Genomic DNA, 25489 nt, shown 5'->3' with positions numbered 1-25489 from the left:
GACGGGCGGGGGTGCGGGAGGATCGTCCGCGTCGCGGGCAGACTGCTGGCATGCGTACCGCTTATCGCGTGGAGACCGTCCGGGCCGCCGAGGCCGACCTCATGGCCCGCCTGCCGCACGGCGCCCTCATGCAGCGCGCCGCCGCCGGCCTCGCCGCCGCCTGTTGCTCGCTGCTCGGGAAGGGGCGGGTGTACGGCGCCCGGGTCGTCCTGCTCGTCGGCAGCGGCGACAACGGCGGCGACGCCCTGTACGCCGGGGCCCGGCTCGCCCGGCGCGGCGCCGGCGTCACGGCGGTGCTGCTCGGGGAGCGGGCGCACGACGGCGGGCTCGCGGCGCTCCGGGCCGCCGGGGGCCGCGTCGCCGACGAGCCGTTCGCCCCGCTCGCCGGCGCCGACCTCGTCCTCGACGGCATCACCGGCATCGGAGGACGCGGCGGCCTGCGCCCCGACGCGGTGCCCGTTGCCCGGGCCGCGCGCGGCTCGGACGCCGTCGTCGTCGCCGTCGACCTGCCGAGCGGCGTCGACGCCGACACCGGCGAGGTCCACGGCGAGGCGCTGCGGGCCGACGCGACGATCACGTTCGGGGCGTACAAGCCGGGCCTGCTCGTCGACCCGGCCCGGGAGTACGCGGGGGCGCTGCGCCTCGTCGACATCGGGCTCGGCGCCGCGCTTCCCGGAGTGCCGGACCTGGAGGCCCTCCAGCACGAGGACCTGGCACGGCTGCTGCCGGTACCGGGCGCCGAGAGCGACAAGTACCGGCGGGGCGTCGTCGGCGTCCTCGCCGGCTCCGCCCGCTACCCCGGCGCCGCCGTCCTCGCCGTGGCGGGCGCGCTGCGCGGCGGCGCGGGGGCGGTGCGGTACGTGGGCCACGCCGGCGACGCCGTGATCGCCGCGCACCCCGAGACGCTGGTGCACCCCGGACCCCCCGACAGGGCGGGGCGGGTCCAGGCGTGGGTCGTCGGACCCGGTCTCGGGGAGGGCCCGGGCGCCGGGGTCGCGGTCTCGGAGGTCCTCGCCTCCGACGTTCCCGTGCTCGTCGACGCGGACGGCCTGCGGGGGCTCGCGCCGGACGCCGTCCGGGCCCGTACGGCTCCGACCCTGCTCACCCCGCACGCCGGCGAGGCGGCGGCGCTGCTCGGCGTCGCGCGGGAGGAGGTCGAGGCCGGGCGGCTCGCGGCGGTGCGCGAACTGGCGGGCCGCTTCGGGGCGACGGTCCTCCTCAAGGGGTCGACGACGGTGGTGTGCGGGCCGGACGGCGGGCCCGTGCGGGTCAACCCGACCGGGACGTCCTGGCTGGCGACGGCCGGCAGCGGCGACGTCCTCTCCGGACTCGCCGGCTCCCTCCTCGCGGCGGGCCTCCCCGCCCTGGACGCGGCCTCCTGCGCGGCCTACCTGCACGGACTCGCGGCGCGGCGGGCGTCGGAGGGGGGCGCGCCGGTGACGGCCACGGAGGTGGCGGACGCCCTGCGGAGGGCGTGGCGGGACGTGACGGCGGGGGCGTAGGAGCGGGCCCCGGAGGACCGGCCGGGGCCTCTGGGGGCACCCCGCGGGACCGGCCCGGGCCCGACCCCCACTCGGGCGAACGCCGTTGACCCAGCCGTGGGTTACCGCGTGCAGGCGGGGCGCGGGGCGGATTGGGTGGGTGGGGTGACCAGTTGGAGAACTCGTACCGCGCCCGTGTTGCTCGTCCTCGCCGCCTCGCTCGCGCTGGGCCCCGTCGCCCTCGCCGCCCCGTCCGTCCCCGGAGCCGCTTCCCCCGCCGCCCCTCCCGGCGGCGATCCCGATCCGCTCGTGCCCGGGGTCGTCGGGGGCGGGCGGGTCGAGTACCCGATGGACACGCCCGATCAGGTCCTGCCGCCCCTGCGGACGGAGGAGGACGTGGCCGTGCCCGAGCCCGAGGAGGAGGTCGACGAGCTGGTCGAGTACCTGCCGCGCAGCGCCGTCGGGTCCGTCGGCGCCGCCTGCACCGCGAAGGCGAGCGCCTACCAGCGGCAGGTCGAGCGGCTGCTCGGACTGCGGGTCGACGGGAAGCAGTCCACCGCCGACTGCCGGGCGATCCGCGCCTTCCAGGTCAAGGAGAAGATCAAGCCGGCCGTCGGCTACGCCGGGCCCGTCACCTGGGCCCGCGCCGAACTGCTCGCCGCCCGGAAGAACCTCGACCCGGGCCGGCGCTGCCCGGTGAAGACGTACGCCGTCGCCTGCGTCGACCTCGACCGCCAGCTCATGTGGGTGCGAAAGGGGAAGAAGGTGACGTACCCGGTCGTCAACGTACGGACCGGACGGCCCGGTTACGCCACCCGCACCGGCTGGCACACCGTCTACTGGCGCCACAAGGACCACTGGTCGTCCCTCTACGACACCCCCATGCCGTACGCCCAGTTCTTCAGCGGGGGCCAGGCCTTCCACGCCGTCTACGGGCAGCTCGCCACGCCCGGTGGCAGCCGTGGCTGCGTCAATCTGAGCCACGGCGACGCGCGCAGGCTCTGGGACGTCCTCCGCAAGGGTGACCGGGTCTACATCTGGGGAAAGCGGCCCGGGAGCTGACACCTGAGAGACTGGGCGCGATGACTGAGACACCTCCGCCCCCCAGGGCTCGCGCCGAGATCGACCTCGGTGCGCTGCGTGCGAACGTCCGCACGCTGCGCGCCCGTGTCGCCCCCCACGTCCGGCTCATGGCCGTGGTCAAGGCCGACGCGTACGGACACGGCGCGCTGCGCTGCGCCCGCGCCGCCCTGGAGGCCGGCGCGGACTGGCTGGGCACGGCCACCCCGCACGAGGCGCTCGCGCTGCGCGCCGCCGGGATCACCCACGTGCCCGTGCTGTGCTGGCTGTGGACCCCCGGCGACCCCTGGGACCGGGGCATCGAGGCCGGGCTGGACATGTCCGTCAGCGGGATGTGGGCCCTGCGGGAGGTCACCGAGGCGGCCAGGGCGGTCGGCGCGGCCGCCCGGATCCAGCTCAAGGCCGACACCGGCCTGGGCCGCAACGGCTGCCAGCCCGCCGACTGGCCCGAGCTGGTCGCCGCCGCGCTGAAGGCCGAGGCCGACGGGCTGGTCAAGGTGACCGGCCTGTGGTCGCACCTCGCCTGCGCCGACGAGCCGCACCACCCCTCCATCGCCGCCCAGCTCGCCCTCTTCGGCTCGATGCTGGAGCACGCCGAGCAGGCGGGCGTGCGGCCCGAGGTCCGGCACATCGCGAACTCCCCGGCCACCCTGACCCTGCCCGGGGCCCACTTCGACCTGGTCCGGCCGGGCATCGCGATGTACGGCCTCTCGCCCAGCCCCCAGCTCGGCACCTCCGCCGAGCTGGGCCTGCGGCCCGTGATGTCGCTCAAGGCGGGCGTGGCGCTGGTCAAGCAGGTGCCCGCCGGGCACGGGGTGAGCTACGGCCACCACTACGTCACCGAGGAGGCCACCACCCTGGGGCTGGTCCCGCTGGGCTATGCCGACGGGGTGCCCCGGCACGCCTCCGGGCGCGGCCCGGTCCTGGTCGGCGACCGGCTGCGCACGGTGGCCGGGCGGGTGGCCATGGACCAGTTCGTGGTCGACCTCGGCGGGGACACCCCCGAGCCCGGCACCGAGGCGGTCCTCTTCGGCCCCGGCGACCGGGGCGAGCCGACCGCCGAGGACTGGGCGGCGGCCGCCGACACCATCGCCTACGAGATCGTCACCCGGATCGGGGCGCGCGTCCCGCGGGTCTACCTGGGGGAGTAGCCCGCCATGGCGGAGTCGAGCGGGAGCAGTTGGAGGCGTGCCGGGGGGTTCGCCGGTGCCGCGATAGGCGTCCTCGCCGCCGGAGCGGCCGCCGGGGTCGCCGTCGAGCGGCTCACCGTCGGCCGTTCCGTACGGCAGAAGGCACGGCTCGCCCTGGACGCCACCGGCCCGTACGGCGGGCTGCGCGGCACGCCCGGCCGAGCGCTCACCGACGACGGGACCGTCCTCCACTACGAGGTGGACGAGGTCGAGCCGGACGCCCCGCCGGCCCGTCGGCGGAGGCTCTTCGGGCGCCGGGAACCCGCCCCCGTCACCGTCGTCTTCAGTCACGGCTACTGCCTCAACCAGGACTCCTGGCACTTCCAGCGGGCCGCCCTGCGCGGGCTCGTCCGCACCGTCCACTGGGACCAGCGCAGCCACGGCCGCTCCGGGGCCGGGACCGACGGGGCGCCCGTCTCCATCGACCGGCTCGGGCGCGACCTCAAGACCGTCCTCGACGTCGCCGCGCCCGAGGGGCCGCTCGTCCTCGTCGGGCACTCCATGGGCGGCATGACGGTGATGGCGCTCGCCGAGCAGTACCCGGAGCTGATCCGCGACCGGGTCGTCGGCGTCGCCCTCGTCGGCACCTCGGCGGGGAAGCTGGCGGAGGTGTCGTACGGGCTGCCGATCGCCGGCGTCAACGCCGTCCGGCGGGTCCTGCCGGGCGTCCTGAGGGCCCTCGGCTCCCAGGCGGAGCTGGTCGAGCGCGGGCGCCGGGCGACCGCCGACCTCTTCGCGGGGCTGATCAAGAAGTACTCGTTCGCGTCGAAGGACGTGGACCCGGCGGTCGCCCGCTTCGCGGAGCGGATGATCGAGTCGACCCCGATCGACGTGGTCGCCGCCTTCTACCCGGCCTTCGCCGAGCACGACAAGGCCGCCGCCCTCGCCGTCTTCGGCGAGCTGCCGGTGCTCGCGCTCGCCGGGGACAACGACCTGGTCACCCCCAGCTCGCACACCGAGGCCATCGCCGCCCTGCTGCCGGACGCGGAGCTGGTCATCGTCCCGGACGCGGGCCACCTGGTGATGCTGGAGCACCCCGAGGCGGTCACCGACCGGCTCGCCGACCTGCTGGTGCGGGCCGGGGCCGTCCCGGCCGGGGAGTCCTTCCCCACGAGCTAGATTTGCCGTCATGGAAGCAGCGCACCCGCCCGTTCCCGGCGCCGACCCGTCCGTCTCCGAGACTTCGCAGCCCGTCTCCGAGACCACCCTTTCCGTCGAGTCCCCGCAGCAGATGCAGGAGCTCGGCCGCCGGCTCGCGAAGATCCTCCGCCCCGGCGACCTCGTCATGCTCACCGGCGAGCTCGGCGCCGGGAAGACGACCCTGACCCGTGGCCTCGGCGAGGGGCTCGGCGTGCGGGGCGCCGTCACCTCCCCGACCTTCGTCATCGCCCGCGTCCACCCGTCCCTGGCCGGCGGCCCGGCGCTGGTCCACGTCGACGCGTACCGCCTCGGCGGCGGCCTCGACGAGATGGAGGACCTGGACCTGGACGTCTCGCTGCCCGAGTCCGTGGTCGTCGTCGAGTGGGGCGACGGCAAGGTCGAGGAGCTGACCGACGACCGGCTGCACCTCCTCATCCACCGGGTGACCGGCGACACCGACGACGACCGGCGCACGGTCGTGCTGCGCGGGATCGGCGGGCGCTGGGCCGAGGAGGACCTCGCACTGGTCTGAACGCACGTAGGTTCCGACAACCTGTCGGGAAAATGTTGCGTGGGTCCCACGAGCCGTGGTCACATGGAGGCACGAGCTGGTTAGGTGTACCTAACCTACGGGAGGCATGCATGGCGACGCCCGAACGCGCGGAACCCGCCCGGGACCACGTCCCGATGAGTGAGCTGCTCGCGTCCTGCGCGGCCGCCCGGACCCTCTCGACCCCGCCGCCGGAGCCGCCGGGGCAGGGGGAGGAGGACGCCTCCGCCGTGCGGGACGAGGCCGCCTAGACCGTCGCCGGGACCAGGGCCGCCCGGACCGGAACGTCGTCGGAACCGGAGGCCGTCCGGGCCGTCCCGGGGGTCAGGCGACGACGACGACCTTCGCGCCGATCACCGCGAACGTCCACATCGCGTCGCCGTCGGCCCGCTTCATCCGGATGCCGCCGGTCTTCCGGGCCGGGTCCGGGGACGGCGTCGAGCCGTCGACCGCCGCGCTGAAGCCGATCGCCACGTCCTGGGCCGTCGCGAACCGCACCACGTGCTCGATCTGCACCCCGTCGGAGCCGCGCACCGAGCCCGAGCGCGAGCTCACCGCGTACGAGCCGGGGACCGGGTCGACCGTGCTCGGCCACACCGTGAACGTACGGGTCGCCCGGCCCGCCCCGTCCACGAGCCACACCCGGCGGTCGGCGAGCGAGTACACCACCCGCTCGCCGCTGCCCGAGCCCACGGGGACGGCGAGGGGGTCCTTGGCCGGCTGCTTCGGGCCGCCGCTCGGCGAGGCGGAGGGGGCGGCCGTGCCCGAGGTCCGCGGCTTCGTCGACAGGTCGGCCGGTGCGTTCGCCGAGGCCTGGTAGGCGAGGACGCCGACCGCGACGACGGCCGCCGCGGTGAGCCCGGCCACGAATCCCGAGCTGCTCCTTGCCACCGTGCCCACCTCTCGTACGTACGTATCGAAGGGTGACGGTAGCAGCCGCTGCCCCGAGGTTCGGGGCAGCATGCCCGGGAGCCGTAGGCTGTTCGCGTGCTGTTGCTCGCCATGGATACCGCCACCCCCGCCGTCACCGTCGCCCTCCACGACGGCGAGGCCGTCGTCGCCTCGTCGAGTCAGGTCGACGCCCGCCGCCACGGGGAGCTGCTGCTGCCCGCCGTCGACCGGGTCCTGAAGGAGGCCGGGCTGAAACTCGACGCGGTCACCGGGATCGTCGTCGGCGTCGGCCCCGGCCCGTACACCGGCCTCCGCGTCGGCCTCGTCACGGCCGCGGCCTTCTCGTCGGCGCTCGGCGTGCCGGTGCACGGCCTGTGCACCCTCGACGGCCTCGCGTACGCCTCCGGGATCGACGGGCCCTTCGCCGTCGCGACGGACGCGCGCCGCAAGGAGGTCTACTGGGCGCGGTACGAGGACTCCCGCACCCGCGTGGGCGACGCGGCCGTCGACCGGCCCGCCGACATCGCGGGGCAGCTCGCCGGGCTCCCCGTCGTCGGCGCGGGCGCCCGCCTCTACCCCGAGGCGTTCCCCGACGCCCGCGACCCCGAGCACCAGTCGGCCGCCGCGCTCGCCGGGCTCGCCGCCGAGAGGCTGGCCGCGGGCGGCGACGGCTTCCTCGACCCGCTGCCGATGTACCTGCGGCGCCCCGACGCGCAGGTGCCGAAGAACTACAAGGTGGTCACCCCCAAGTGAGCGCCGCCGTGACCGGGGCCGTGCTGCGCGAGATGCGGTGGTGGGACATCGGGCCCGTGCTCGCGCTCGAAGCCGAGCTGTTCCCCGAGGACGCCTGGTCCGAGGGGATGTTCTGGTCGGAGCTCGCGCACGCCAGGGGACCGCGGGCCACCCGCCGCTACGTCGTCGCGGAGGACCCGTCCGACGGCCGTCTCGTCGGGTACGCCGGGCTCGCCGCCGCCGGCGGACTCGGCGACGTGCAGACGATCGCCGTCTCCCGCGACCAGTGGGGCACGGGCCTCGGCGCCCGGCTCCTCACCGACCTGCTGAAGGAGGCCACCGCCTTCGAGTGCGAGGAGGTCCTCCTCGAAGTGCGCGTGGACAACACCCGGGCCCAGAAGCTCTACGAGCGCTTCGGCTTCGAGCCCATCGGTTTTCGGCGCGGCTACTACCAGCCGGGCAACGTCGACGCGCTCGTGATGCGACTGATCGTTCAAGGAACTGGGACTGAGATCTGATGGCTGCTGACGAACCGCTGGTACTCGGCATCGAGACCTCCTGCGACGAGACCGGCGTCGGCATCGTCCACGGGACCACGCTCCTCGCCGACGCCGTCGCCTCCAGCGTCGACACCCACGCCCGCTTCGGCGGCGTCGTGCCCGAGATCGCCTCCCGCGCCCACCTGGAGGCCATGGTCCCGACGATCGAGCGCGCCCTGAGGACGGCCGGGGTCTCCGCGAAGGACCTCGACGGCATCGCCGTCACCGCCGGCCCCGGCCTCGCGGGCGCCCTGCTCGTCGGCGTCTCCGCCGCCAAGGCGTACGCCTACGCCCTGGGCAAGCCGCTCTACGGCGTCAACCACCTGGCCTCGCACATCTGCGTCGACCAGCTGGAGCACGGCAAGCTGCCCGAGCCGACGATGGCCCTGCTGGTCTCCGGCGGACACTCCTCGCTGCTGCTCTCCACCGACATCACCTCCGACGTGCGGCCGATGGGCGCCACCATCGACGACGCGGCCGGCGAGGCCTTCGACAAGATCGCCCGGGTCCTCGACCTCGGCTTCCCCGGCGGACCGGTCATCGACCGGCTCGCCAAGGAGGGCGACCCCGCGGCGATCGCCTTCCCGCGCGGCCTCAGCGGCTCCCGCGACCCCGCCTACGACTTCTCCTTCTCCGGCCTCAAGACCGCCGTGGCCCGCTGGATCGAGGCCAAGCGGGCGGCCGGCGAGGACGTGCCCGTACGGGACGTCGCCGCGTCCTTCCAGGAGGCGGTCGTCGACGTGCTCACCCGCAAGGCCGTCCGGGCCTGCAAGGACGAGGGCGTCGACCACCTGATGATCGGCGGCGGCGTCGCCGCCAACTCGCGGCTGCGGGCCCTCGCCGAGGAGCGCTGCGAGCGCGCCGGGATCCGGCTGCGGGTGCCCCGGCCGGGCCTGTGCACCGACAACGGCGCGATGGTCGCGGCCCTCGGCTCCGAGATGGTCGCCCGGGGCAGGGCGGCCTCCGACCTGGAGCTGTCGGCGGACTCGTCCCTGCCGGTGACGGACCCGCACGTCCCGGGGGCGCACGGCCACGACCACGTGCACGAGGTCAGCAAGGAGAACCTGTACTCGTGAGGCTCGCGCTCATGTGGGAGGCCAGGGCCGCCCAGGGCCGGGGCGCCGAGCTCCTGGAGTGGGCGCGGTCCCGGGTCCTCGTCCGTGAGCCGGTCCGCCGGGAGGTCTTCCGGGCCCCGCAGGACCGGGTCCTCGTCCTCACCTGGTGGGAGGCGGAGGCCTTCGACGCCGAACTGCCCGAGCTGCCGGAGCCGGACGCGGAGCTGATCTCCCGTCCGGTCCACCGCTGGCGCTTCGAATCGGTCGAACAAGAATCGGTCGAATAAGCGGGGACCGGGCAACCTTTCGACTCCCTGGGGCATCCCACAGCGCGTGAAGAAGACGATCGCGCTGTGGGCGGCCCTGACCACCGTCGCCCTCCTGGTGACCGGCTGCACGGTGGAGGAGCCCTCCGCGGCCGCCGCCCCGACGGCTTCCCCGGCCACCCCGCCCACCAGGGAGGCCGGGCGCAAGGCGCCCGAAGCCCCGGGAGCCGCCGCTGCCGCCGCGTACCGGAGATGGGGCCTGAAGCCCCTCGCCGCCCCGCCCGCCCCGCCCGCGGTCAAGCCCGTGGTCCGCGCGGCCGGCGGACCGGTGCCCGTCATCAGCGAGATACCCACCCACGAGAAGATCGTCTTCCTCACGATCGACGACGGGGCCGAGAAGGACCCCGAGTTCGTCCGGATGATGAAGGACCTCGACGTCCCCTTCACGATGTTCCTCACGGACGCCGCCGTACGCGCCGACTACCGGTACTTCGAGCCGCTCCTCGCCCAGGGCCACGGCCTCGCCAACCACACCCTCACCCACCCCGACCTGCGCACCCTCTCCCCGGAGGCCCAGCGCCGGGAGATCTGCGGCCAGCAGACGAAGCTGAAGCAGCGGTACGGCACCACCCCGCGGCTCTTCCGGCCGCCGTACGGCAACTGGAACGAGGCCACGCGCGCGGCGGCGGGGGAGTGCGGGCTCGACGCGATCGTGCTGTGGCGCGAGTCCATGCAGATCAAGAACATGCAGTACCAGCGCGGCGACCGGAAGCTGCGCCCCGGCGACATCGTCCTGGCCCACTTCCGGGGCCCGTCCGAGCTCAAGGGCCGGACGATGACCGAGATGACGGCGACGCTGCTGCGGAAGATCCAGGAGCAGGGCTTCACGGTGGCGCGCCTGGAGGACTACGTCTAGGGGGCGTCCTGCCGGCCCGGCCCGGCCGGCAGGACACCCCCCCCGGAAATTCTCCGGGCGCGGTGTCGATGCGGACGGACCCCGTTCGACGTATGTGTGGACGGCGGGGAACGGCCCCGCCCACCGCACCCCGAGGAGTCGTCATGCCCCGCTTCCTGTCCCTCGTCCGCATCGAGGAGAACACCATCGACATGGAGAGCGCCGACCCCGGCTTCGAGCAGCGCATGGGCGCCCTCTTCGAGGAGATCACCAAGGCCGGCGCCATGGTGGACACGGCCGGTCTCAAGCCGACCGCCGAGGCCACCCGGATCACCTGGTCGGACGGGGCGCTGTCGTTCACCGACGGCCCGTTCACCGAGACCAAGGAGGTCGTCGGCGGCTACGCGATGCTCCAGTGCAAGGACATGGCCGAGGCCGTCGAGTGGGGGAAGCGGTTCCTGGCCGTCCACCCGACGCACTGGAAGGTCGGTCTGGAGGTCCGCGAGGTCGAGGAGATGCCGGAAGGCTGACCCGGGCCGTGCTGTCATGTGAGACGTGACGGTGGTGGAGAGCACGCTGGAGACGGTCTTCCGGATGGAGTCGGCGCGGATCATCGCCACGGTGGCGCGGATCGTCCGGGACGTCGGCATCGCCGAGGAGCTCGCGCAGGACGCGCTCGTCTCCGCCCTGGAGCAGTGGCCGCGGTCGGGCGTCCCGGACAACCCGGGGGCCTGGCTGACGACCGCCGCGAAGCACCGCGCCGTCGACCTCGTGCGGCGCCGCGAGACATACGCCCGGAAGCTCGCCGAGGTGGGCCGGACGCTCGACCTCGGCGAGGTGTCGTACGACCCGGAGCCGTCCGGCCCGGGCGACATCGACGACGACGTCCTCCGGCTCGTCTTCACCACCTGCCACCCGGTGCTCTCCGCGGACGCCCGCGCGGCGCTCACCCTGCGGCTCGTCGGCGGGCTGCGGACGGACGAGATCGCCCGCGCGTTCCTGGTGCCGGAGGCGACGGTCGCGGCGCGGATCACCCGCGCCAAGCGGACGCTCGCGAAGGCGGGCGTGGAGTTCGAGGTGCCGTACGGGCGGGAGCGGGCGGCCCGGCTCGGCTCCGTCCTGGAGGTCGTCTACCTGATCTTCAACGAGGGGTACGCGGCGACCGCCGGCGACGACCTGCTCCGCCCCGGCCTGTGCGAGGACGCGTTGCGGCTCGCCCGGGGCCTGTCCGCCCTGATGCCGGGGGAGAGCGAGGCGCACGGCCTCTGCGCGCTCCTCGAACTCCAGGCCTCCCGCACCGCCGCCCGCACCGGCCCCGACGGGCGGCCGGTGCTCCTCGCCGACCAGAACCGCAGCCGCTGGAACCGGCTGCTCGTGCGCCGCGGGTACGCCGCCCTCGCCCGTGCCGGGGACGGCCGCTCCTACGGGCCGTACGCCCTCCAGGCCGCGATCGCCGCCTGCCACGCGCGGGCCGCCTCGTACGAGGAGACGGACTGGGCGACCATCGCCGCGCTCTACGGACGGCTCGGCACCCTCGCGCCCTCCCCGGTGGTCGAACTGAACCGCGCGGTCGCCGTCTCGATGACCGAGGGTCCCGCCGCGGCCCTCGCCCTCGTCGACGCCCTCGCCGCCGAACCGTCCCTCGCCCGCTACCACTTGCTCCCGAGCGTCCGCGGCGACCTGCTCGCCCGCCTCGGGCGGACGGAGGAGGCCCGCGCGGAGTTCGTGCGCGCGGCCACCCTCACCCGGAACGAGAGCGAACGGGAACTGCTGCTCGGGCGGGCCCGGAAGTCGGACGGGGCGCAGGGGAGCCGGGCGCGGTGACGGGAGCCCGCGGAGGAGACACCGGGGGCGTCCGGCCGTCCCGGCAGGACACCCCCTAGGGTGCTGGGCATGTCCCCGCGCGCCCCGCTTCCTCCCCCCGCCTCCGCCCGCCGAACTCCAGAGCTGGCCCGACCGGGAGGCACGGCTCGCCGACCGGGCGCTGGCGCTCGACGAACTCGGCAGGCGGCTGCTCGGCGGCGGGCGACTCGCGCTGTTCCTGCTCTGGTTCCTCCTGCTCGAACTGGGCTGGTCGCTGATCGGCGTGCTGCTCGTCGCGATCGGCGCGCCGCTCCCCGACCCGATGACGACGATGTTCGGGCTCTTCGCGGCGGTCCCCGGCATCGGGATCCTCGTCCCGGCCGTGTGGCTGACCGTCCGCAGCCTGCGGCGCGACCGGACCGTCCGTGAGCGCCTCGTCCTGTGGGCGGCCCTCGACCGCCACGGTCCGACGGACGCCCGGCTGCGCGCCCCCGTCCTCAGCGTCTGCTGGCTGCTGCTGTCCTTCGTGATGTGCGGGGCCGGCCTCTGGCTGGGCTTCGCGGTCCCGGCGCGCGCCGACCGGGAGGACGGTTACGGCGTGGTCGCGTACGGCATGGGCGTCGCCCTGCTCCTCTGGGTCACGGGGCTGACCGGCCTGGCGAAGGCCGTCGGCCACTACCGCTTCGCGGTGCGGCTCACCGGCCCCCGCCCGCCGGCCGACCGATCAGCATCGTCGGGGCTCCCGCGACCCGAGTGAGCAGGACCGTCGCCGCGTTGGGGCCCTTCGGCTTCACCTTGCGGCGGATCTCCTCGGGTTCGACCGCCGAGCCGCGCTTCTTCACGGTGAGGGTGCCGACCTCGCGCTCCCGCAGCAGAGCCTTCAACTTCTTCAGGTTGAAGGGGAGTTCGTCGGTGATCTCGTACGCGGCGGCGTACGGCGTGGCGACGAGCGCGTCCGCCGTCACGTACGCGATCGTCTCGTCGATCAGACCGCCGTCCACCTCCCCGGCCACCTCGGCGACGAGGTGCGCGCGGATCACGGCGCCGTCCGGCTCGTACAGATAGCGGCCGACCGGGCGGACCGCCGGATCGGGCAGCCCCCGGCCGACGAGTCCGGCGCCGGAGGGCAGCAGAGTGGCCCGGCGCGCGCCCGGCTCCGTGCCGAACCAGAGCACGGCCTCCTTCACGTCCCCGCCGTCCGAGATCCACTCCGCCTCGGCCTCCTCGGGGACCGCCTCGTGCGGGATGCCCGGCGCCACCTTCAGCGCGGCGTGCGGCGCCCGGCGGGCCGCGCCGGTCGCCCAGGAGAGCGGCGGGGAGTACGCCTCGGGGTCGAAGATCCTGCCCCGGCCACCGCGCCGCGCCGGGTCGACGAAGACCGCGTCGTACGGGCTCGTGTCGATCCCGGTCACGTCCGCGCACCGCACCTCGATCAGGTCGGACAGGCCGAGCGCCTCGGCGTTGGCCCTCACCGCCTCGGCGGTCAGCGGGTCCCGGTCGACGGCGAGGACGGAGATCCCGGCGCGGGCCAGCGCGATCGCGTCGCCGCCGATCCCGGAGCAGAGGTCCGCGACGCTGCCGACGCCGAGCGCCTTCAGCCGGGCCGCCCGGTACGTGCCGACCGAGGCGCGGGTCGACTGCTCGACGCCGTGGGGCGTGAAGTACATCCGGTACGCGTCCTCGGCGCCGAACTTCGCCACCGCCCGCTGCCGCAGCCGCGCCTGGCCGAGGGCCGCGGTGACGAGCTCGGCGGGGTGGTCGCGGCGCAGCCGGGAGGCGACCGCCAGCTCCTGGGCGGGGTCGTAGTCGCGCAGGGCGGCGAGGAGCGCCTGCCCCTCGGGGGCGAGCAGGGCGGCGAAGGAGGCGAGGTCGGTCACCCGTCCCATTCTGGCCCCTGGGCGGGTGTGGGCCGGCCGGGGGACGGCGGGCGCGGTACGGCGGTGTCGCGGCCCGGAAGGGGCTCCCGCGCTGACAGGATGCGGCGCCATGCAGCTCGTACGACAAAAGGACCAGATGATGGCAAAAGGTGCGCATCGCTCCCGTCGGACGCTCGGGGCGGCGCTCGCCGCGACCGCCCTCGCCTCCGCCGCCACGGCCTGCTCCGGCGGCGCCGCACCCGAGCGCGGCGCACCCGCACCCGCCGCCGGACAGCAGGCCCCGGCCGCCGGAGCCCTCGACGCGTACGTCGAGAGGGTCCGCGCGCAGCGGGCCGCCCGCGTGCTCGCCGCCAGGAAGTGGGGCCTCGCCAAGCCCCCGCTCGAAGCCCCCGCCCCACCCGCCGTCAAACCGAGGATCACCACCCGCAAGGGCTTCGAGACGGACGGGGAGGGCCTGCCGCCCGTCTTCACCACCGTGCCGACCAAGCAGAAGGTCGTCTTCCTGACGATCGACGACGGCGCGGAGAAGGACCCCCGGCTGCTCGCGATGATGAAGGAGCTGCGGATCCCCTACAGCGCCTTCCTCAGCGACTACGTCGTCAAGGACGACTACGGCTACTTCGCGAAGATGCAGAAGTCGCAGGAGTCCGGCGTCTCCCTGCACAACCACACCCTCCACCACCGCTACCTGCCCGCGCTCTCGTACGCCGAGCAGAAGCACGAGATCTGCGACATGCAGGACGTCATCGAGAAGCGGTTCGGCAAGCGGCCCCCGCTCTTCCGCCCGCCGTACGGCAACTACAACGAGGACACCCTGCGCGCCGCGAAGAGCTGCGGCGTCAAGGCCGTCCCGCTCTGGGCCGCCGAGGCCTTCCCCGACCACATGGAGTGGCGCGAGTGGGACCGGGACCTGCACCCCGGCGACATCGTGCTCACCCATTTCCGCGGCAAGGAGGACTGGAAGGGCACCATGCCGGACATGATCCGCCGTGTGATGAACGTGATCACGGCCAAGGGGTACGCGGTGGCGAAGCTCGAGGACTACGTATGACCCGAGGGCCGCGCACGACCCGGGGGCCGGGTGCGAGGTGGGCCGCCGCCCTCGCCGTGACCGGCGCGCTCCTCGCCCTCCCGGCCTGCGCCTCCTCGGTCGACCCGATCGAGCGGCTCGGACGGAAGGCGGCGGAACGGGTGGGCCCCCACCCCTCGCCGGTCCGGCGCGCGCGGGCGGCGGTGGACGCGAAGCGCTGCGAAGAGACCCGGGCGCCCCGGGCGGTCCCGCCCGCCGCCGCACCCGCCGCGCCGCCCGTCGTCAGGCCCGTCCTCGGGCCCGCGGGCCCGCCCGTCGTCACGCCACGGGGCGATGAATTGGCACTCCGCTTGACCGAGTGCTAATCGCGGTCATAGTCTCGGCTCTGGCACTCCCCACCGGAGAGTGCCAACACAGCGACGGGCAGGTCCGGCACCCGCGACGACGGATCCACCTGGTCGCCACCTCAGACAGTTAACCCCGTGAGATCTCCGAAGGGGGAGGTCGGATCGTGACGACCACCAGCTCCAAGGTTGCCATCAAGCCGCTCGAGGACCGCATCGTGGTCCAGCCGCTCGACGCCGAGCAGACCACCGCCTCTGGCCTGGTCATTCCGGACACTGCCAAGGAGAAGCCCCAGGAGGGCGTCGTCCTGGCCGTGGGCCCGGGCCGCTTCGAGAACGGCGAGCGTCTGCCGCTCGACGTCAAGACCGGCGACATCGTGCTGTACAGCAAGTACGGCGGCACCGAGGTGAAGTACAACGGCGAGGAGTACCTCGTCCTCTCGGCTCGCGACGTGCTCGCGATCGTCGAGAAGTAATTCTCCGAAGTACCGAAGTACCTGAAGCAGATGCTTTGAGCTGCGCCCCGAGGCCCCTTTCCCAGGCGCCCCGGGGCGCGGTTCGTTCCACCTGAATCCGAGAGGGCTGAACCGCTCCCATGGCGAAGATCCTGAAGTTCGACGAGGACGCCCGTCGCGCCCTTGAGCGCGGCGTCAACAAGCTTGCCGACACGGTGAAGGTGACGATCGGCCCCAAGGGCCGCAACGTCGTCATCGACAAGAAGTTCGGCGCCCCCACCATCACCAACGACGGTGTCACGATCGCCCGCGAGGTCGAGATCGAGGACCCGTACGAGAACCTCGGCGCCCAGCTCGTGAAGGAGGTGGCGACCAAGACCAACGACATCGCGGGTGACGGCACCACCACCGCCACCGTGCTCGCCCAGGCCCTGGTCCGCGAGGGTCTGCGCAACGTCGCCGCCGGCGCCTCCCCGGCCGCCCTGAAGAAGGGCATCGACGCCGCCGTCAAGGCCGTCTCCGAGGAGCTCCTCGCCACCGCGCGCCCGATCGACGACAAGTCCGACATCGCCGCCGTCGCCGCGCTCTCCGCGCAGGACCAGCAGGTCGGCGAGCTCATCGCCGAGGCGATGGACAAGGTCGGCAAGGACGGCGTCATCACCGTCGAGGAGTCCAACACCTTCGGCCTGGAGCTCGACTTCACCGAGGGCATGGCCTTCGACAAGGGCTACCTGTCCCCGTACATGGTGACCGACCAGGAGCGCATGGAGGCCGTCCTCGACGACCCGTACATCCTGATCCACCAGGGCAAGATCTCCTCGATCCAGGACCTGCTGCCCATCCTGGAGAAGGTCATCCAGGCCGGCGCCAGCAAGCCGCTCCTGATCATCGCCGAGGACGTCGAGGGCGAGGCCCTCTCCACCCTCGTCGTCAACAAGATCCGCGGCACCTTCAACGCCGTGGCCGTCAAGGCCCCCGGCTTCGGCGACCGCCGCAAGGCGATGCTCGGCGACATGGCCACCCTCACCGGTGCCACCGTCATCGCCGAGGAGGTCGGCCTCAAGCTCGACCAGGCCGGTCTCGACGTGCTGGGCACCGCCCGCCGCGTGACGATCACCAAGGACGACACCACCATCGTCGACGGTGGCGGCAACTCCGAGGACGTCGCGGGCCGCGTCAACCAGATCAAGGCCGAGATCGAGTCCACGGACTCCGACTGGGACCGCGAGAAGCTGCAGGAGCGCCTCGCGAAGCTCGCCGGCGGCGTCTGCGTGATCAAGGTCGGCGCCGCGACCGAGGTCGAGCTCAAGGAGAAGAAGCACCGTCTGGAGGACGCCATCTCCGCGACCCGCGCCGCGGTCGAGGAGGGCATCGTCTCCGGTGGTGGCTCCGCGCTCGTCCACGCCGTCAAGGTCCTCGAGGGCAACCTCGACAAGACCGGCGACGAGGCCACCGGTGTCGCCGTCGTCCGCCGCGCCGCCGTCGAGCCGCTGCGCTGGATCGCCGAGAACGCCGGCCTCGAGGGCTACGTCATCACCTCGAAGGTGGCGGAGCTGGAGAAGGGCAACGGCTTCAACGCCGCCACCGGCGAGTACGGCGACCTGGTCAAGGCCGGCGTCATCGACCCGGTGAAGGTGACGCGCTCCGCCCTGGAGAACGCCGCCTCGATCGCCTCCCTCCTCCTCACCACCGAGACCCTCGTGGTGGAGAAGAAGGAAGAGGAGCCGGCGGACCACGGCCACGGTCACGGCCACTCGCACTGAGCTCCTTAGCGCGTGATCGAGGCCCGGTGCTCCCGTCGCGGGAGCACCGGGCCTCATCGCTTTCCTACGGCTCCACGGCCCCGAGCTGCTCCATCAGCCCGAGCAGGTCGTACTGCCACCAGCCCTCGACGGCCTTGCCGTCCTCCCGGAAGCGGTGGACGAGCATCCCGGTCATGCTCACCTCCATCCCGGTCGGCTGGATCCCCATGAAGTCGCCGACGTGGGCGCCCTTCCAGGTCCAGCGCGTGCAGACCCGGTCGCCGTCGGCGATCTGGTCCTCGAGGGTGAAGGCGAAGTCGAAGGCCGCCCGCCACATCTCGGCGTCGCGCCGCAGCGCGTCCATGCCGTACGAGTCGTTCGGGGTGCCCGGATTGTGGTCGTGGTACCCCTCGTCGAGCACCTCGTCGAGCGGCGGGAGCTCCCCGGGCTCCGAGAGCAGCTCGAAGAACCGGCGGGAGGCCGCCTTGTACATCTGCTCGTCCCGGACCACGTCCAGATCGGTGAAGGTCGGCATCTCGTCACAGAGCGCGACCATCTCCCGGAAGATCCGGTCGGTCTCGGGGAGCTGCGAGTTGAGCATGGCCACGTCGTACGAGGGGAACTCGACGATCTCCACGACGTGCGAGGCGTCGGAACGGTCCTTGCCGACGATGCTGTGCGTCGCGGTCCGCTTGCCCTTGGTCTGCTCGACCCACCGGTCCATGAGCCGGTCGAGGTCCTCGACCCGGCTCGTCCTGCAGTCGATGATCTGCACGAATGTCATGACGCCTCCCGACCCAGACCCCAGGTAGGACCTTTCCAGTCTAGGTCCGGGCGCGGGAGATGCCCTGGCAGCACGGGGGGCGTGGACCCGGGGCCGCCGGCTCCACGAACGGTCCCGGGACGATCCCTACGCCGAGTGCTGGAGGTCCGATGCCCGGACCTCCTCCGCGAAGGGCTCTCCGCGTCCGTAGCGGGCCACCTCCTCGATCGCCTGGTCCGCCATGCGGTGGAGTTCGTTGCCGAGCGAGCCGGCGACGTGGGGGGTGAGGAGGACGTTCGGGAGGGTCCACAGCGGTGAGCCGGGCGGGGGGAGTTCCGGGTCCGTCACGTCGAGGATCGCGTGGAGGCGGCCCGAGACGAGGTGGGGGAGGAGGGCCTCCTCGTCGATCAGGGAGCCGCGGGAGGTGTTGACGAGGGTCGTGCCGTCCGGCATCGCGGCCAGCTGTCCGGCGCCGATCATGCGGTACGTGGAGGGCAGTTGCGGCGCGTGCACGGAGACCACCGTGCTGCGGGCGCAGAGTTCGTCGAGGCCGACGAGCTCGGTGCCGGGCGGCGGGGCCGTCACGTACGGGTCGTACAGCAGGACCTCGAAGTCGAAGGGGCGGAGGAGTTCGAGGACCCGCCGGCCGATGCGGGAGGCCCCGACGACGCCGATCGTGCGGCGGTGGTTGCCCCAGGCGGTGGACTCCTCCAGCCAGGCGTGCCCGGTGCGCAGTTCGGCGTACCGCTGGGCCGAGCGGAGGACCCGCTTCCCGGCGAAGAGGATCGCGGCGAGCGTGTACTCGGCGACCGGCAGCGCGTTGGCGGCGGCGGCCGAGGTGACGCGCAGGCCCCGCTCCCAGCAGGCGTCGGTGACGTGGTGCTTGACGGAGCCGGCCGCGTGGACGACGGCTGCGAGCCGTGGGGCGCGGGCCAGGACCTCGGCCGTCAGCGGGGGTGCTCCCCAGCAGGTCAGGAGGACTTCGGCCTCGGCCAGGGCGGCGGCGACCCGCGGGTCCGGGGCGGTCAGGTCGTGGGCCACCAGGTGGGGGTCGGTGCGCGCGAACCGGGTCAGGAGGGTGCGGTGGGCGGGCGTGAGGAGGCGTTCGTCGACTCCGGGGCCCATGGCGAGGAGGAGGGTCGGGCGGTTGTCAGTGGTGGGGTGCATCGTGGGTACTGGCCTTCCTCACTTGACGCTGCCGGCCGTCAGGCCGGCCTTCCAGTGCCGCTGGAGGGAGACGAAGGCGATGACGAGGGGGACGACGGCGAGCAGGGATCCGGTGACGACGAGGGGGTAGTAGTCGGGTTCGGCGTGGGCGTTGCTGTTCCACGCGTACAGGCCGAGGCTCAGCGGGTAGAGCTTCTGGTCCGAGAGCATCACCAGGGGGAGGAAGAAGTTGTTCCAGACGGCGGTGAACTGGAAGAGGAAGACGGTCACGAAGCCGGGCATGACCATGCGCAGGCCGATGGACCAGAAGACGCGCATCTCCCCGGCGCCGTCGATACGGGCGGCTTCGAGGGCCTCGTCGGGGACGTAGCCGGCGCAGAACACCCGGGAGAGGTAGACCCCGAAGGGGTTGACGAGGACCGGGACCAGGACCGCCCAGTGGGTGTTGACGATGCCGACCTCGCTGGCGAGGAGGTACATCGGCAGGGCGAGCGCGGTGGTGGGGACGAGCACGCCCAGCAGGACGAGGCCGAAGAGCTTCTCCTTGCCCCGGAAGTCGTAGACGTGGAAGGCGTATCCGGCGGCGACGCTGATCAGGGAGCAGGCGAGGGCGCCGAGGCCCGCGTAGAGGAGGCTGTTGGCGTACCAGTGGAAGTAGATGCCGTCGTTGTACTCGGCGAGCCGGGAGAGGTTGCCGCCGAGGTCGAAGCCCTCGAAGGAGAAGGCGTTTCCGGCGAGGAGGCCTCCGGCGTCCTTGGTGGCGGCGGTGAGCAGCCAGACCAGCGGGAAGAGCATGTAGACGACGGCGAGGACGAGGGCGCCGTTGACGGCGGTCCTGGACAGCCATCGGTGGGGGGAGCGGTTACTCATGCCGGCTGCTCCTTCCGCGCCGTGACCGCCTTGCGCACGGCGTCCGCCGTGCCCGCCGCGCCCGCCTTGCGGCGGCCCGTCAGCCGGGTCACCGCGAAGGAGAGCAGCGCCGCCGCCAGGGCGAGGAGCACGGAGGCCGCGGCGGCGAGTCCGTAGTCGTTGCGGTCGAAGGCCGCGGTGTAGGCGTACATGTTCGGCGTCCAGGTGGAGGTGACGGCGGAGCCGGTGCCCTTGTTGAGGATGAGCGGCTCGGTGAAGAGCTGGAGGGAGCCGATGACCGTGAAGAGGCCGACCATCGCGAGCGAGGACGTGATGAGCGGGACCTTGATGGCGAAGGCGATGCGCCAGGCGCTCGCGCCGTCGACGGTGGCGGCTTCGAGGACGGAGCGGTCGATGGCCTGGAGGGCGGCGTAGAAGATGACCATGTTGTAGCCGAGCCATTCCCACAGGGCGATGTTGACGACGGAGGGCAGGGTGCCTCCGGGGGAGAAGAAGTCGAAGCCGACGCCTCCGGCGTCCATGGCCTGGACGACCGGGCTGAGCTGGGGCGTGTAGAGGTAGACCCAGATCAGGGCGGCGATGATGCCGGGGACGGCGTGCGGCAGGAAGAGCGCGAGCTGGAAGAAGCGGCGGGCGCGGGCGAGCGCCGAGTCGAGCAGGAGGGCGAGGCCGAGGGCCCCGGCGAGCAGCAGCGGGATGTAGAGCAGGCAGTACCCGAGCAGGACGCCGAAGCCCTCGAGGAAGGCCCGGTCACCCAGCGCCGCGGTGTAGTTGTCGAGGCCGGTGAAGACGGTCTCGGTGCCGCCGAAGCCCAGTCCGGACTGCTTCTCGGTGAAGAGGCTGAGCCAGACCGCGTATCCGATCGGCACCACCATCACCGCGGTGAACAGGACGAAGAAGGGGGTCAGCAGGAGCGTGGCGGCGCGGGTGCGGGCCTTCATCCGGTCAGCCCTCGACCTTCAGGCCGCGCTTGGTGAGCTCGGCGACGGTGGCGTCGTGGCCGGCCTCGACGGCGTCGGCGAGGGACGGGCCGCCCCGGGCGATCGTGCCGAACCTGTCCTTGATCGCGGTGTTGGTGGTGCCGGTGGTCGGGCCCCAGGACCAGTGGGGGTTGATGGAGGCGCCGGCGGACTCGAAGAGGGCGTAGATGTCCTGGCCGCCGTAGAAGCCGGCGTCGAAGGCCTTCTTGGCGACCGGGCGCAGGGCCGCGGCGGCGGGGAAGGCGGAGGAGGTGCCGGAGGCGATCCGGGCCTTCACGCCCTCCTCGGTGGTGGACATCCACTCGGCGAAGGCGACGGCGGCGGCCTTCTGCCCGCTGTCCTTGGTGACGGCGAAGGAGGTGCCGCCGAGCATGCCGCTGGCGGGCTTGCCGTCCCAGGTCGGGACGGGGGCGACGGCCCACTTGCCGCTCATCTCGGGGACGTTGCCCTTGAGGGCGCCCGCTCCCCAGGAGGCGCCGAGGTAGCCGACGGTGGTGCCGTTCTTGAGGGAGCCGACCCACTCGGGGCTGAAGGAGGCGTCCTTGTGGACCAGGTCGGCGTCGAGGAGGCCCTGCCAGTAGTCGGTGACCTTGGTGGTGGCCGGGTCGGTGGTGTTCACCTTCCAGGTCTCGTCCTCGGCCTTGAACCACTGGGCGCCGGCCTGCCAGGCCATGGCCTCGAAGGTGGTCGGGTCGTCGGGGAAGAAGGTGGCGATGCGGGCCTTGGCGTCGGCCTTCTTGACCTGCTCGGCGGCCTTCCTGAACTCGTCCCAGGTGGTGGGGACCGCCACCTCGTACCGGGCGAAGAGGTCCTTGCGGTAGAAGAAGGCCTGCGGGGCGGCGTCGAAGGGGACGGCCCAGGACTTCCCGCCGAGGGTGGTGAGTTCGACGGACTGCGGGAGGAACTTGGCGCGGTCGGCCTCGGTGAACCGGTCGCCGATGTCCTGGAGGGCGCCGGAGCTCACGAACTCGGGGAGCGAGGAGTACTCGATGGAGACCAGGTCGGGGGCGTTGCCCGCCTTCACGGCATTGGAGATCTTGGCGTAGCCGCCCGCGGTGCCGGAGGGGATCTCCTCGAACTTCACCCGGATGTCGGTGTGGGAGGCGTTGAAGGCGTCCACGACGTCCTTGGTGCCCTTGGCCCAGCCCCAGAAGGTGATGGTCACGGGCCCGTTCGGCTTGCTTGCGGTGTCGCCGCCACCGCCGCAGGCCGTGAGGACGGCCAGGGCGGTGGCGGTGCCGGCTATGACGCGGGACGTTCTGCTCCAAGTACGGGACACGGCGCGGCTCCTGAAGGCGGGCGGCTGGAGGTTGTGGCCGTGATCCTGTGACCGTTCGTGACCGAAGTCAAGAGCGAAAGATTGATTGATCGAAAAGAGATCAGATCGAAGGTGTGGAGTCCCCGGTGGCGCGCGCCCCGCAGGAGTCCCGCACCCGCAGCCGCGGCAGCAGGCTCAGATGCCGCCGCGCCGCCTCCTCCCCGGACCCCTCGCCCGGGCCCCCTCCGTGCCCCTCCGTGAGTCGCTCCACCAGGAGCTCCGTGGCGTGTCGCCCCACCTGCCGCTTCGGCGGCGCGACCGCCGTCAGCGGGGTGTCGGCGAGGGCGGCGACCTCGTCGTCGTACGCGATCAGGGCCAGGTCCTGCGGCACCCGCACGCCCAGCTCGGCCAGGCGCTGCACGATCTCGATCGCGTCCACGTCGTTGTGGACCAGGGCCGCGCTCGCCAGGCCCGAACCGACGGCCTCGTGCAGCGCCCGCACCGCCCGCTCGAAGCCCTCCGGATCCGCCTCGGCCGGTACGGAGTCGATGACCGGGCGGGGCTCCCCCAGGCCCAGCGTCCCCAGCGCCTCGGCGTAGCCCGCGCGCACCGCGAGCGCGGTCGGGGAGTCCCGGCGGGCCACGAGCAGCGGTGTCGCGTGGCCGAGCGAGAGCAGGTGGCGCAGGGCGAGCAGCACGCCGTGGGCGTGGTCGGAGGAGACCCGGTCCAGGCCGTCGAGCGGGCTCCCGGGCTCGGCGCGGCGCTCCAGGAGCACGGTCGGCACCGGCAGCTCGGCCAGCCAGTCCCCGTACGCGAGCCGGTCCTCGGGCCCCCGCCAGCCGGGCGCGACGAGGACGCCCTCGGCGCCGGCCGCGAGGAGGCCCTCGGTGCGGGCGCGGTCCTCCTCCGGCCGGTAGTCGGAGATCCGCAGCACGAGCCGCGCCCCGGCGCGGGCCGCCGCCTCGTGCGCCCCCCGGATGACCTCGGCGAAGTAGTACGTGGCGGAGGGGGCGAGCAGGCCGAGGACCAGGCCCTCGCCGGGGCGGCCGCCGCCCGGGGCGCCCTGCCGCCGGGGCCAGGAGACCTGGCCGTGCACCCGGTCGAGCAGGCCCCGGCCGGCCAGGACCTCGACGTCGCGGCGGGCGGTGACGGGGGAGACCCCGAGGCGTTCGGCCAGTTCGGAGACGCGGGCGGTGCCGCGCTCGCGCACCAGGGCCAGCAGTCGGTCGTGTCGTTCGGCAGCACTCTCGCGCACGGCGCGGTTCCCCTCGCGGTGGTGGTGGTCCGTCGGCCCCGGTGGTGTGTCGCCCCTGCGGCGCCTCGGCTCCGGTGGGGCTTCGGTTCCGGCGGAACGTCGGCCCCGGCGGTGTCCTGGCTCCGGCGGTGCCTCGGCTCCGGTGGTGCGGAGACCCCGGGGTGGGTCACCCTAACCCAGAAATGATCGAACGACGGTACTTTCGATCATTCGCTCCAAGACTCTTGACGTTCGATCGGAGTCTGTTCAGGATTCCGACGACGCAGAGGCCGTCGCAGGGAGCCCCAGGGAGCATCATGCCCACGCCGCCCGAGAACCGCGGGCTCAGCCCGTACACCGGCTGGACCCGTGCCCACTGGGAGGCCACGGCCGACCGACTCCTCCTGGACGTGCGCCCGTTCGCCTCCCCCGGGTACGGCCTCGTCGACCTCCCCGGACCGCGCCCCAGCTGGTCGGGCCCCCGCTCCGACGGCCTGGAGGGCTGGGCCCGCACCTTCCTCCTCGCCGCCCTCCGCGTCGCGGGCGCCCACGGCGAGGACCCGGGCGGCCACCTCGACCGGTACGCCGCGGGGCTCGCCGCCGGCACCGAGGAGCCGGGGCGGGAGGACCGGGACTCCTGGCCCCCGATGGCCGACACCCGCCAGGCGGTCGTCGAGTCCGCCTCGATCGCCCTCGGCCTCCGCCTCACCCGCCCCTGGCTCTGGGACCGCCTCGACGACCGCACCCGACAGCGGGCCGTCGACTGGCTCCTCCCCGCCCTCGGGCCGTCCCCCGTCGACAACAACTGGTGGCTCTTCGGCCTCACCGTGGCCGGCTTCCTCCAGGACGCCGGCATCGAGACCGACCGCGCCGCCGCCACCGTCGACCGCTCCCTCGCCCGCGTCGAGGACTGGTACCTCGGCGACGGCTGGTACAGCGACGGCGACAACCGCGCCTTCGACCACTACAACGCCTGGGCCCTGCACTTCTACCCCGTCCTCCACGCCCACCTCGCCGACGACCGGGACCTCCTCGACCGGTACGGGCCCCGGCTGCGGGCCCATCTCGACGCGTACGTCCACCTCTTCGACGCGAACGGCGCCCCCGTCCCGTACGGGCGGTCCCTGATCTACCGCTTCGCCGCGGCCGCCGCCCCCTGGCTCGGCGCCCTCACCGGTCACACCCCGCTCGCCCCCGGCGCCACCCGCCGCCTCGCCTCCGGAACCCTGCGCTACTTCCTCGACCGCGGCGCCACCGACGAGCGCGGACTGCTCGGCCTCGGCTGGCACGGCCCGTACCCGCCGCTCGTCCAGGAGTACTCGGGGCCCGGTTCCCCCTACTGGGCGTCCAAGGGCTTCCTCGGCCTCCTCCTGCCCGCCGGCCACCCCGCCTGGACCGACCCCGAGGAACCCCTGCCCGCCGAACGCGCCGACGCGGTCCGCGCCTTCGCCCCCGCCGGGCTGCTCGTCCAGACCACCGCGGCCGACGGACTCGTACGCCTCCACAACCACGGCAGCAACCACGTGGGCAGCGCGGCGGGCGAGGAGGACGACCCCGGCTACGCCCGCCACGCCTACTCCACCCGTACGGGACCCACCACCGGGGCCGCCCCCGCGGACAACCACTTCGCCCTGATCGTCGACGGGAAGGCCACCACCCGGGGCCCCGCCGTCCCGGTCGGCACCGGCCCCGACCGGGCCGCCTCCCTCCACCGCCCGCTGCCCGGCGTCCGGGTGCTGTCCGCGACCCTCGTCCACGGCCGCGCCGAGCTCCGCGCCCACCTCGTCCTCGGCGCCCCGGAGGGGACCCCCGTACGGCAGACCGGCTGGGCCGTCACCCCCGACGGCCCGCACGCCCAGCTCCATCCGGTCCACGGCTACCGCCCCGGGACGACGGAACTCCCCACGGGGGAGACCCTTCAGGGGCCCGGCAGCCGCGCCTTGGCCCTGCACGGCGCCACGAGCGGCCCGGCCGCCCTCTTCGTGGCCCTCGCCTCCCTCACCGCCGAGCCCGCCCCCGCTCCCGCACCCACCCTCGCGAACGTCCGGATCACCGGCCACGCGCTGCACGTGACCTGGCGGGACGGCACCACCGCACACCTGGACGTCGGTGCGTACGAGGAGGCGGGCCCGAGCTGACGGCCGGAC

General features: G+C 73.6%; 27 protein-coding genes. 19 read left to right on the top strand and 8 right to left on the bottom strand.

Annotated elements, in window-relative coordinates:
* The first annotated feature begins 50 nt into the window (after positions 1-50).
* The 6 genes from ACZ66Z_RS11030 (at position 51) to ACZ66Z_RS11005 (ending at position 5692) form a co-directional block, all read left to right on the top strand.
* On the top strand, positions 51-1502 hold the full coding sequence (locus ACZ66Z_RS11030; RefSeq protein ID WP_469933685.1) for an NAD(P)H-hydrate dehydratase: 1452 nt from the start codon (positions 51-53) through the stop codon (positions 1500-1502).
* Between the two features lie 144 nt (positions 1503-1646).
* Positions 1647-2543: a L,D-transpeptidase gene (locus tag ACZ66Z_RS11025; protein ID WP_469933684.1), complete on the top strand. Its 897-nt coding sequence runs from the start codon at positions 1647-1649 to the stop codon at positions 2541-2543.
* Between the two features lie 20 nt (positions 2544-2563).
* A complete protein-coding gene (gene alr / locus ACZ66Z_RS11020) occupies positions 2564-3712 on the top strand; it encodes an alanine racemase (protein ID WP_469933683.1) in 1149 nt (382 codons plus the stop codon).
* Between the two features lie 6 nt (positions 3713-3718).
* Positions 3719-4870, top strand: coding sequence for an alpha/beta fold hydrolase (locus tag ACZ66Z_RS11015; protein ID WP_469933682.1), 1152 nt, complete (start codon positions 3719-3721; stop codon positions 4868-4870).
* Between the two features lie 10 nt (positions 4871-4880).
* The gene (gene tsaE / locus ACZ66Z_RS11010; protein ID WP_469933681.1) at positions 4881-5423 is read left to right on the top strand and encodes a tRNA (adenosine(37)-N6)-threonylcarbamoyltransferase complex ATPase subunit type 1 TsaE; all 543 of its coding nucleotides are present in this window, start codon (positions 4881-4883) and stop codon (positions 5421-5423) included.
* Between the two features lie 110 nt (positions 5424-5533).
* Positions 5534-5692, top strand: a complete 159-nt coding sequence (locus ACZ66Z_RS11005; protein ID WP_469933680.1) for a hypothetical protein — start codon at positions 5534-5536, stop codon at positions 5690-5692.
* Between the two features lie 73 nt (positions 5693-5765).
* Here ACZ66Z_RS11005 and ACZ66Z_RS11000 read toward each other — a convergent pair whose 3' ends face one another.
* Positions 5766-6308 carry a hypothetical protein gene (locus ACZ66Z_RS11000; protein WP_469933938.1) on the bottom strand — a complete coding sequence of 181 codons (543 nt, stop codon included), beginning with the start codon at positions 6306-6308 and terminating at the stop codon, positions 5766-5768.
* A 120-nt stretch (positions 6309-6428) separates the two neighbouring features.
* Here ACZ66Z_RS11000 and tsaB point away from each other — a divergent pair, with 120 nt between their 5' ends.
* The 8 genes from tsaB (at position 6429) to ACZ66Z_RS10960 (ending at position 12379) form a co-directional block, all read left to right on the top strand.
* A complete protein-coding gene (tsaB, locus tag ACZ66Z_RS10995; RefSeq protein WP_469933679.1) occupies positions 6429-7085 on the top strand; it encodes a tRNA (adenosine(37)-N6)-threonylcarbamoyltransferase complex dimerization subunit type 1 TsaB in 657 nt (218 codons plus the stop codon).
* Positions 7086-7117: 32 nt separating this feature from the next.
* Positions 7118-7582 carry a ribosomal protein S18-alanine N-acetyltransferase gene (gene rimI, locus ACZ66Z_RS10990; RefSeq protein ID WP_469933937.1) on the top strand — a complete coding sequence of 155 codons (465 nt, stop codon included), beginning with the start codon at positions 7118-7120 and terminating at the stop codon, positions 7580-7582.
* Positions 7582-8679, top strand: coding sequence for a tRNA (adenosine(37)-N6)-threonylcarbamoyltransferase complex transferase subunit TsaD (tsaD, locus tag ACZ66Z_RS10985; protein WP_469933678.1), 1098 nt, complete (start codon positions 7582-7584; stop codon positions 8677-8679). Before rimI ends, tsaD begins: the two co-directional genes overlap by 1 nt.
* Entirely contained in the window at positions 8676-8945 is a 270-nt protein-coding gene (locus ACZ66Z_RS10980; RefSeq protein ID WP_469933677.1) for a hypothetical protein, read from the top strand. Before tsaD ends, ACZ66Z_RS10980 begins: the two co-directional genes overlap by 4 nt.
* 46 nt (positions 8946-8991) lie before the next feature.
* Positions 8992-9840 (top strand): polysaccharide deacetylase family protein, encoded by an 849-nt coding sequence (locus tag ACZ66Z_RS10975; RefSeq protein ID WP_469933676.1) that lies wholly within the window; start codon positions 8992-8994, stop codon positions 9838-9840.
* A gap of 143 nt (positions 9841-9983) precedes the next feature.
* The gene (locus ACZ66Z_RS10970) at positions 9984-10349 is read left to right on the top strand and encodes a YciI family protein (protein WP_469933675.1); all 366 of its coding nucleotides are present in this window, start codon (positions 9984-9986) and stop codon (positions 10347-10349) included.
* A gap of 64 nt (positions 10350-10413) precedes the next feature.
* Complete coding sequence (locus tag ACZ66Z_RS10965; RefSeq protein WP_469933936.1) at positions 10414-11643, top strand: RNA polymerase sigma factor; 1230 nt, start codon at positions 10414-10416, stop codon at positions 11641-11643.
* A gap of 262 nt (positions 11644-11905) precedes the next feature.
* A complete protein-coding gene (locus ACZ66Z_RS10960) occupies positions 11906-12379 on the top strand; it encodes a hypothetical protein (RefSeq protein WP_469933674.1) in 474 nt (157 codons plus the stop codon).
* Here the strand turns inward: ACZ66Z_RS10960 and ACZ66Z_RS10955 are convergent.
* A complete protein-coding gene (locus ACZ66Z_RS10955; RefSeq protein WP_469933673.1) occupies positions 12318-13508 on the bottom strand; it encodes a THUMP-like domain-containing protein in 1191 nt (396 codons plus the stop codon). The two genes, ACZ66Z_RS10960 and ACZ66Z_RS10955, sit on opposite strands and share 62 nt — an antisense overlap.
* A 130-nt stretch (positions 13509-13638) precedes the next feature.
* Here ACZ66Z_RS10955 and ACZ66Z_RS10950 point away from each other — a divergent pair, with 130 nt between their 5' ends.
* From ACZ66Z_RS10950 to groL, 4 genes are all read left to right on the top strand, one after another.
* The gene (locus ACZ66Z_RS10950) at positions 13639-14550 is read left to right on the top strand and encodes a polysaccharide deacetylase family protein (protein ID WP_469933935.1); all 912 of its coding nucleotides are present in this window, start codon (positions 13639-13641) and stop codon (positions 14548-14550) included.
* A complete protein-coding gene (locus ACZ66Z_RS10945) occupies positions 14547-14894 on the top strand; it encodes a hypothetical protein (RefSeq protein WP_469933672.1) in 348 nt (115 codons plus the stop codon). Before ACZ66Z_RS10950 ends, ACZ66Z_RS10945 begins: the two co-directional genes overlap by 4 nt.
* Before the next feature lie 146 nt (positions 14895-15040).
* Complete coding sequence (groES, locus tag ACZ66Z_RS10940) at positions 15041-15349, top strand: co-chaperone GroES (RefSeq protein ID WP_017239619.1); 309 nt, start codon at positions 15041-15043, stop codon at positions 15347-15349.
* 119 nt (positions 15350-15468) lie between these two features.
* A complete protein-coding gene (gene groL, locus ACZ66Z_RS10935; RefSeq protein WP_469933671.1) occupies positions 15469-17091 on the top strand; it encodes a chaperonin GroEL in 1623 nt (540 codons plus the stop codon).
* Between the two features lie 64 nt (positions 17092-17155).
* Here groL and ACZ66Z_RS10930 read toward each other — a convergent pair whose 3' ends face one another.
* The 6 genes from ACZ66Z_RS10930 to ACZ66Z_RS10905 all read right to left on the bottom strand — a co-directional run bounded on the left by ACZ66Z_RS10930 (position 17156) and on the right by ACZ66Z_RS10905 (position 23363).
* Entirely contained in the window at positions 17156-17854 is a 699-nt protein-coding gene (locus ACZ66Z_RS10930) for an ester cyclase (RefSeq protein WP_469933670.1), read from the bottom strand.
* Between the two features lie 126 nt (positions 17855-17980).
* Entirely contained in the window at positions 17981-19000 is a 1020-nt protein-coding gene (locus tag ACZ66Z_RS10925) for a hydroxyacid dehydrogenase (RefSeq protein ID WP_469933669.1), read from the bottom strand.
* Positions 19001-19018: 18 nt separating this feature from the next.
* Positions 19019-19870 carry a carbohydrate ABC transporter permease gene (locus ACZ66Z_RS10920; RefSeq protein WP_469933668.1) on the bottom strand — a complete coding sequence of 284 codons (852 nt, stop codon included), beginning with the start codon at positions 19868-19870 and terminating at the stop codon, positions 19019-19021.
* Positions 19867-20811 carry a carbohydrate ABC transporter permease gene (locus ACZ66Z_RS10915; RefSeq protein ID WP_469933667.1) on the bottom strand — a complete coding sequence of 315 codons (945 nt, stop codon included), beginning with the start codon at positions 20809-20811 and terminating at the stop codon, positions 19867-19869. The genes ACZ66Z_RS10920 and ACZ66Z_RS10915 overlap by 4 nt, the downstream gene beginning before the upstream one ends.
* Before the next feature lie 4 nt (positions 20812-20815).
* Positions 20816-22129 (bottom strand): ABC transporter substrate-binding protein, encoded by a 1314-nt coding sequence (locus ACZ66Z_RS10910; RefSeq protein WP_469933666.1) that lies wholly within the window; start codon positions 22127-22129, stop codon positions 20816-20818.
* A gap of 100 nt (positions 22130-22229) precedes the next feature.
* Complete coding sequence (locus tag ACZ66Z_RS10905) at positions 22230-23363, bottom strand: substrate-binding domain-containing protein (RefSeq protein ID WP_469933665.1); 1134 nt, start codon at positions 23361-23363, stop codon at positions 22230-22232.
* Between the two features lie 296 nt (positions 23364-23659).
* Between ACZ66Z_RS10905 and ACZ66Z_RS10900 the strand changes: the two genes are divergently transcribed.
* On the top strand, positions 23660-25480 hold the full coding sequence (locus tag ACZ66Z_RS10900; RefSeq protein ID WP_469933664.1) for a DUF2264 domain-containing protein: 1821 nt from the start codon (positions 23660-23662) through the stop codon (positions 25478-25480).
* Positions 25481-25489: the final 9 nt, after the last annotated feature.

The sequence above is a fragment of the Streptomyces sp. NPDC107498 genome (genome assembly GCF_055582805.1).
This window is presented reverse-complemented; position numbering and strand designations above follow the sequence as displayed.

Bases quoted from the DNA above. Each gene is read 5' to 3' on its own strand.
- ACZ66Z_RS11015 (WP_469933682.1), top strand. From the start codon at position 3,719: ATGGCGGAGTCGAGCGGGAGCAGTTGGAGGCGTGCCGGGGGGTTCGCC.
- ACZ66Z_RS10915 (WP_469933667.1), bottom strand. From the start codon at position 20,811: ATGAAGGCCCGCACCCGCGCCGCCACGCTCCTGCTGACCCCCTTCTTC.
- ACZ66Z_RS10900 (WP_469933664.1), top strand. From the start codon at position 23,660: ATGCCCACGCCGCCCGAGAACCGCGGGCTCAGCCCGTACACCGGCTGG.
- ACZ66Z_RS10925 (WP_469933669.1), bottom strand. From the start codon at position 19,000: ATGCACCCCACCACTGACAACCGCCCGACCCTCCTCCTCGCCATGGGC.
- ACZ66Z_RS11030 (WP_469933685.1), top strand. From the start codon at position 51: ATGCGTACCGCTTATCGCGTGGAGACCGTCCGGGCCGCCGAGGCCGAC.
- ACZ66Z_RS10945 (WP_469933672.1), top strand. From the start codon at position 14,547: ATGACCCGAGGGCCGCGCACGACCCGGGGGCCGGGTGCGAGGTGGGCC.
- ACZ66Z_RS10965 (WP_469933936.1), top strand. From the start codon at position 10,414: ATGGAGTCGGCGCGGATCATCGCCACGGTGGCGCGGATCGTCCGGGAC.
- ACZ66Z_RS10955 (WP_469933673.1), bottom strand. From the start codon at position 13,508: ATGGGACGGGTGACCGACCTCGCCTCCTTCGCCGCCCTGCTCGCCCCC.
- rimI (WP_469933937.1), top strand. From the start codon at position 7,118: ATGCGGTGGTGGGACATCGGGCCCGTGCTCGCGCTCGAAGCCGAGCTG.
- ACZ66Z_RS10930 (WP_469933670.1), bottom strand. From the start codon at position 17,854: ATGACATTCGTGCAGATCATCGACTGCAGGACGAGCCGGGTCGAGGAC.
- tsaD (WP_469933678.1), top strand. From the start codon at position 7,582: ATGGCTGCTGACGAACCGCTGGTACTCGGCATCGAGACCTCCTGCGAC.
- ACZ66Z_RS10950 (WP_469933935.1), top strand. From the start codon at position 13,639: ATGGCAAAAGGTGCGCATCGCTCCCGTCGGACGCTCGGGGCGGCGCTC.
- ACZ66Z_RS10920 (WP_469933668.1), bottom strand. From the start codon at position 19,870: ATGAGTAACCGCTCCCCCCACCGATGGCTGTCCAGGACCGCCGTCAAC.
- ACZ66Z_RS10970 (WP_469933675.1), top strand. From the start codon at position 9,984: ATGCCCCGCTTCCTGTCCCTCGTCCGCATCGAGGAGAACACCATCGAC.
- tsaE (WP_469933681.1), top strand. From the start codon at position 4,881: ATGGAAGCAGCGCACCCGCCCGTTCCCGGCGCCGACCCGTCCGTCTCC.
- alr (WP_469933683.1), top strand. From the start codon at position 2,564: ATGACTGAGACACCTCCGCCCCCCAGGGCTCGCGCCGAGATCGACCTC.
- groL (WP_469933671.1), top strand. From the start codon at position 15,469: ATGGCGAAGATCCTGAAGTTCGACGAGGACGCCCGTCGCGCCCTTGAG.
- ACZ66Z_RS11005 (WP_469933680.1), top strand. From the start codon at position 5,534: ATGGCGACGCCCGAACGCGCGGAACCCGCCCGGGACCACGTCCCGATG.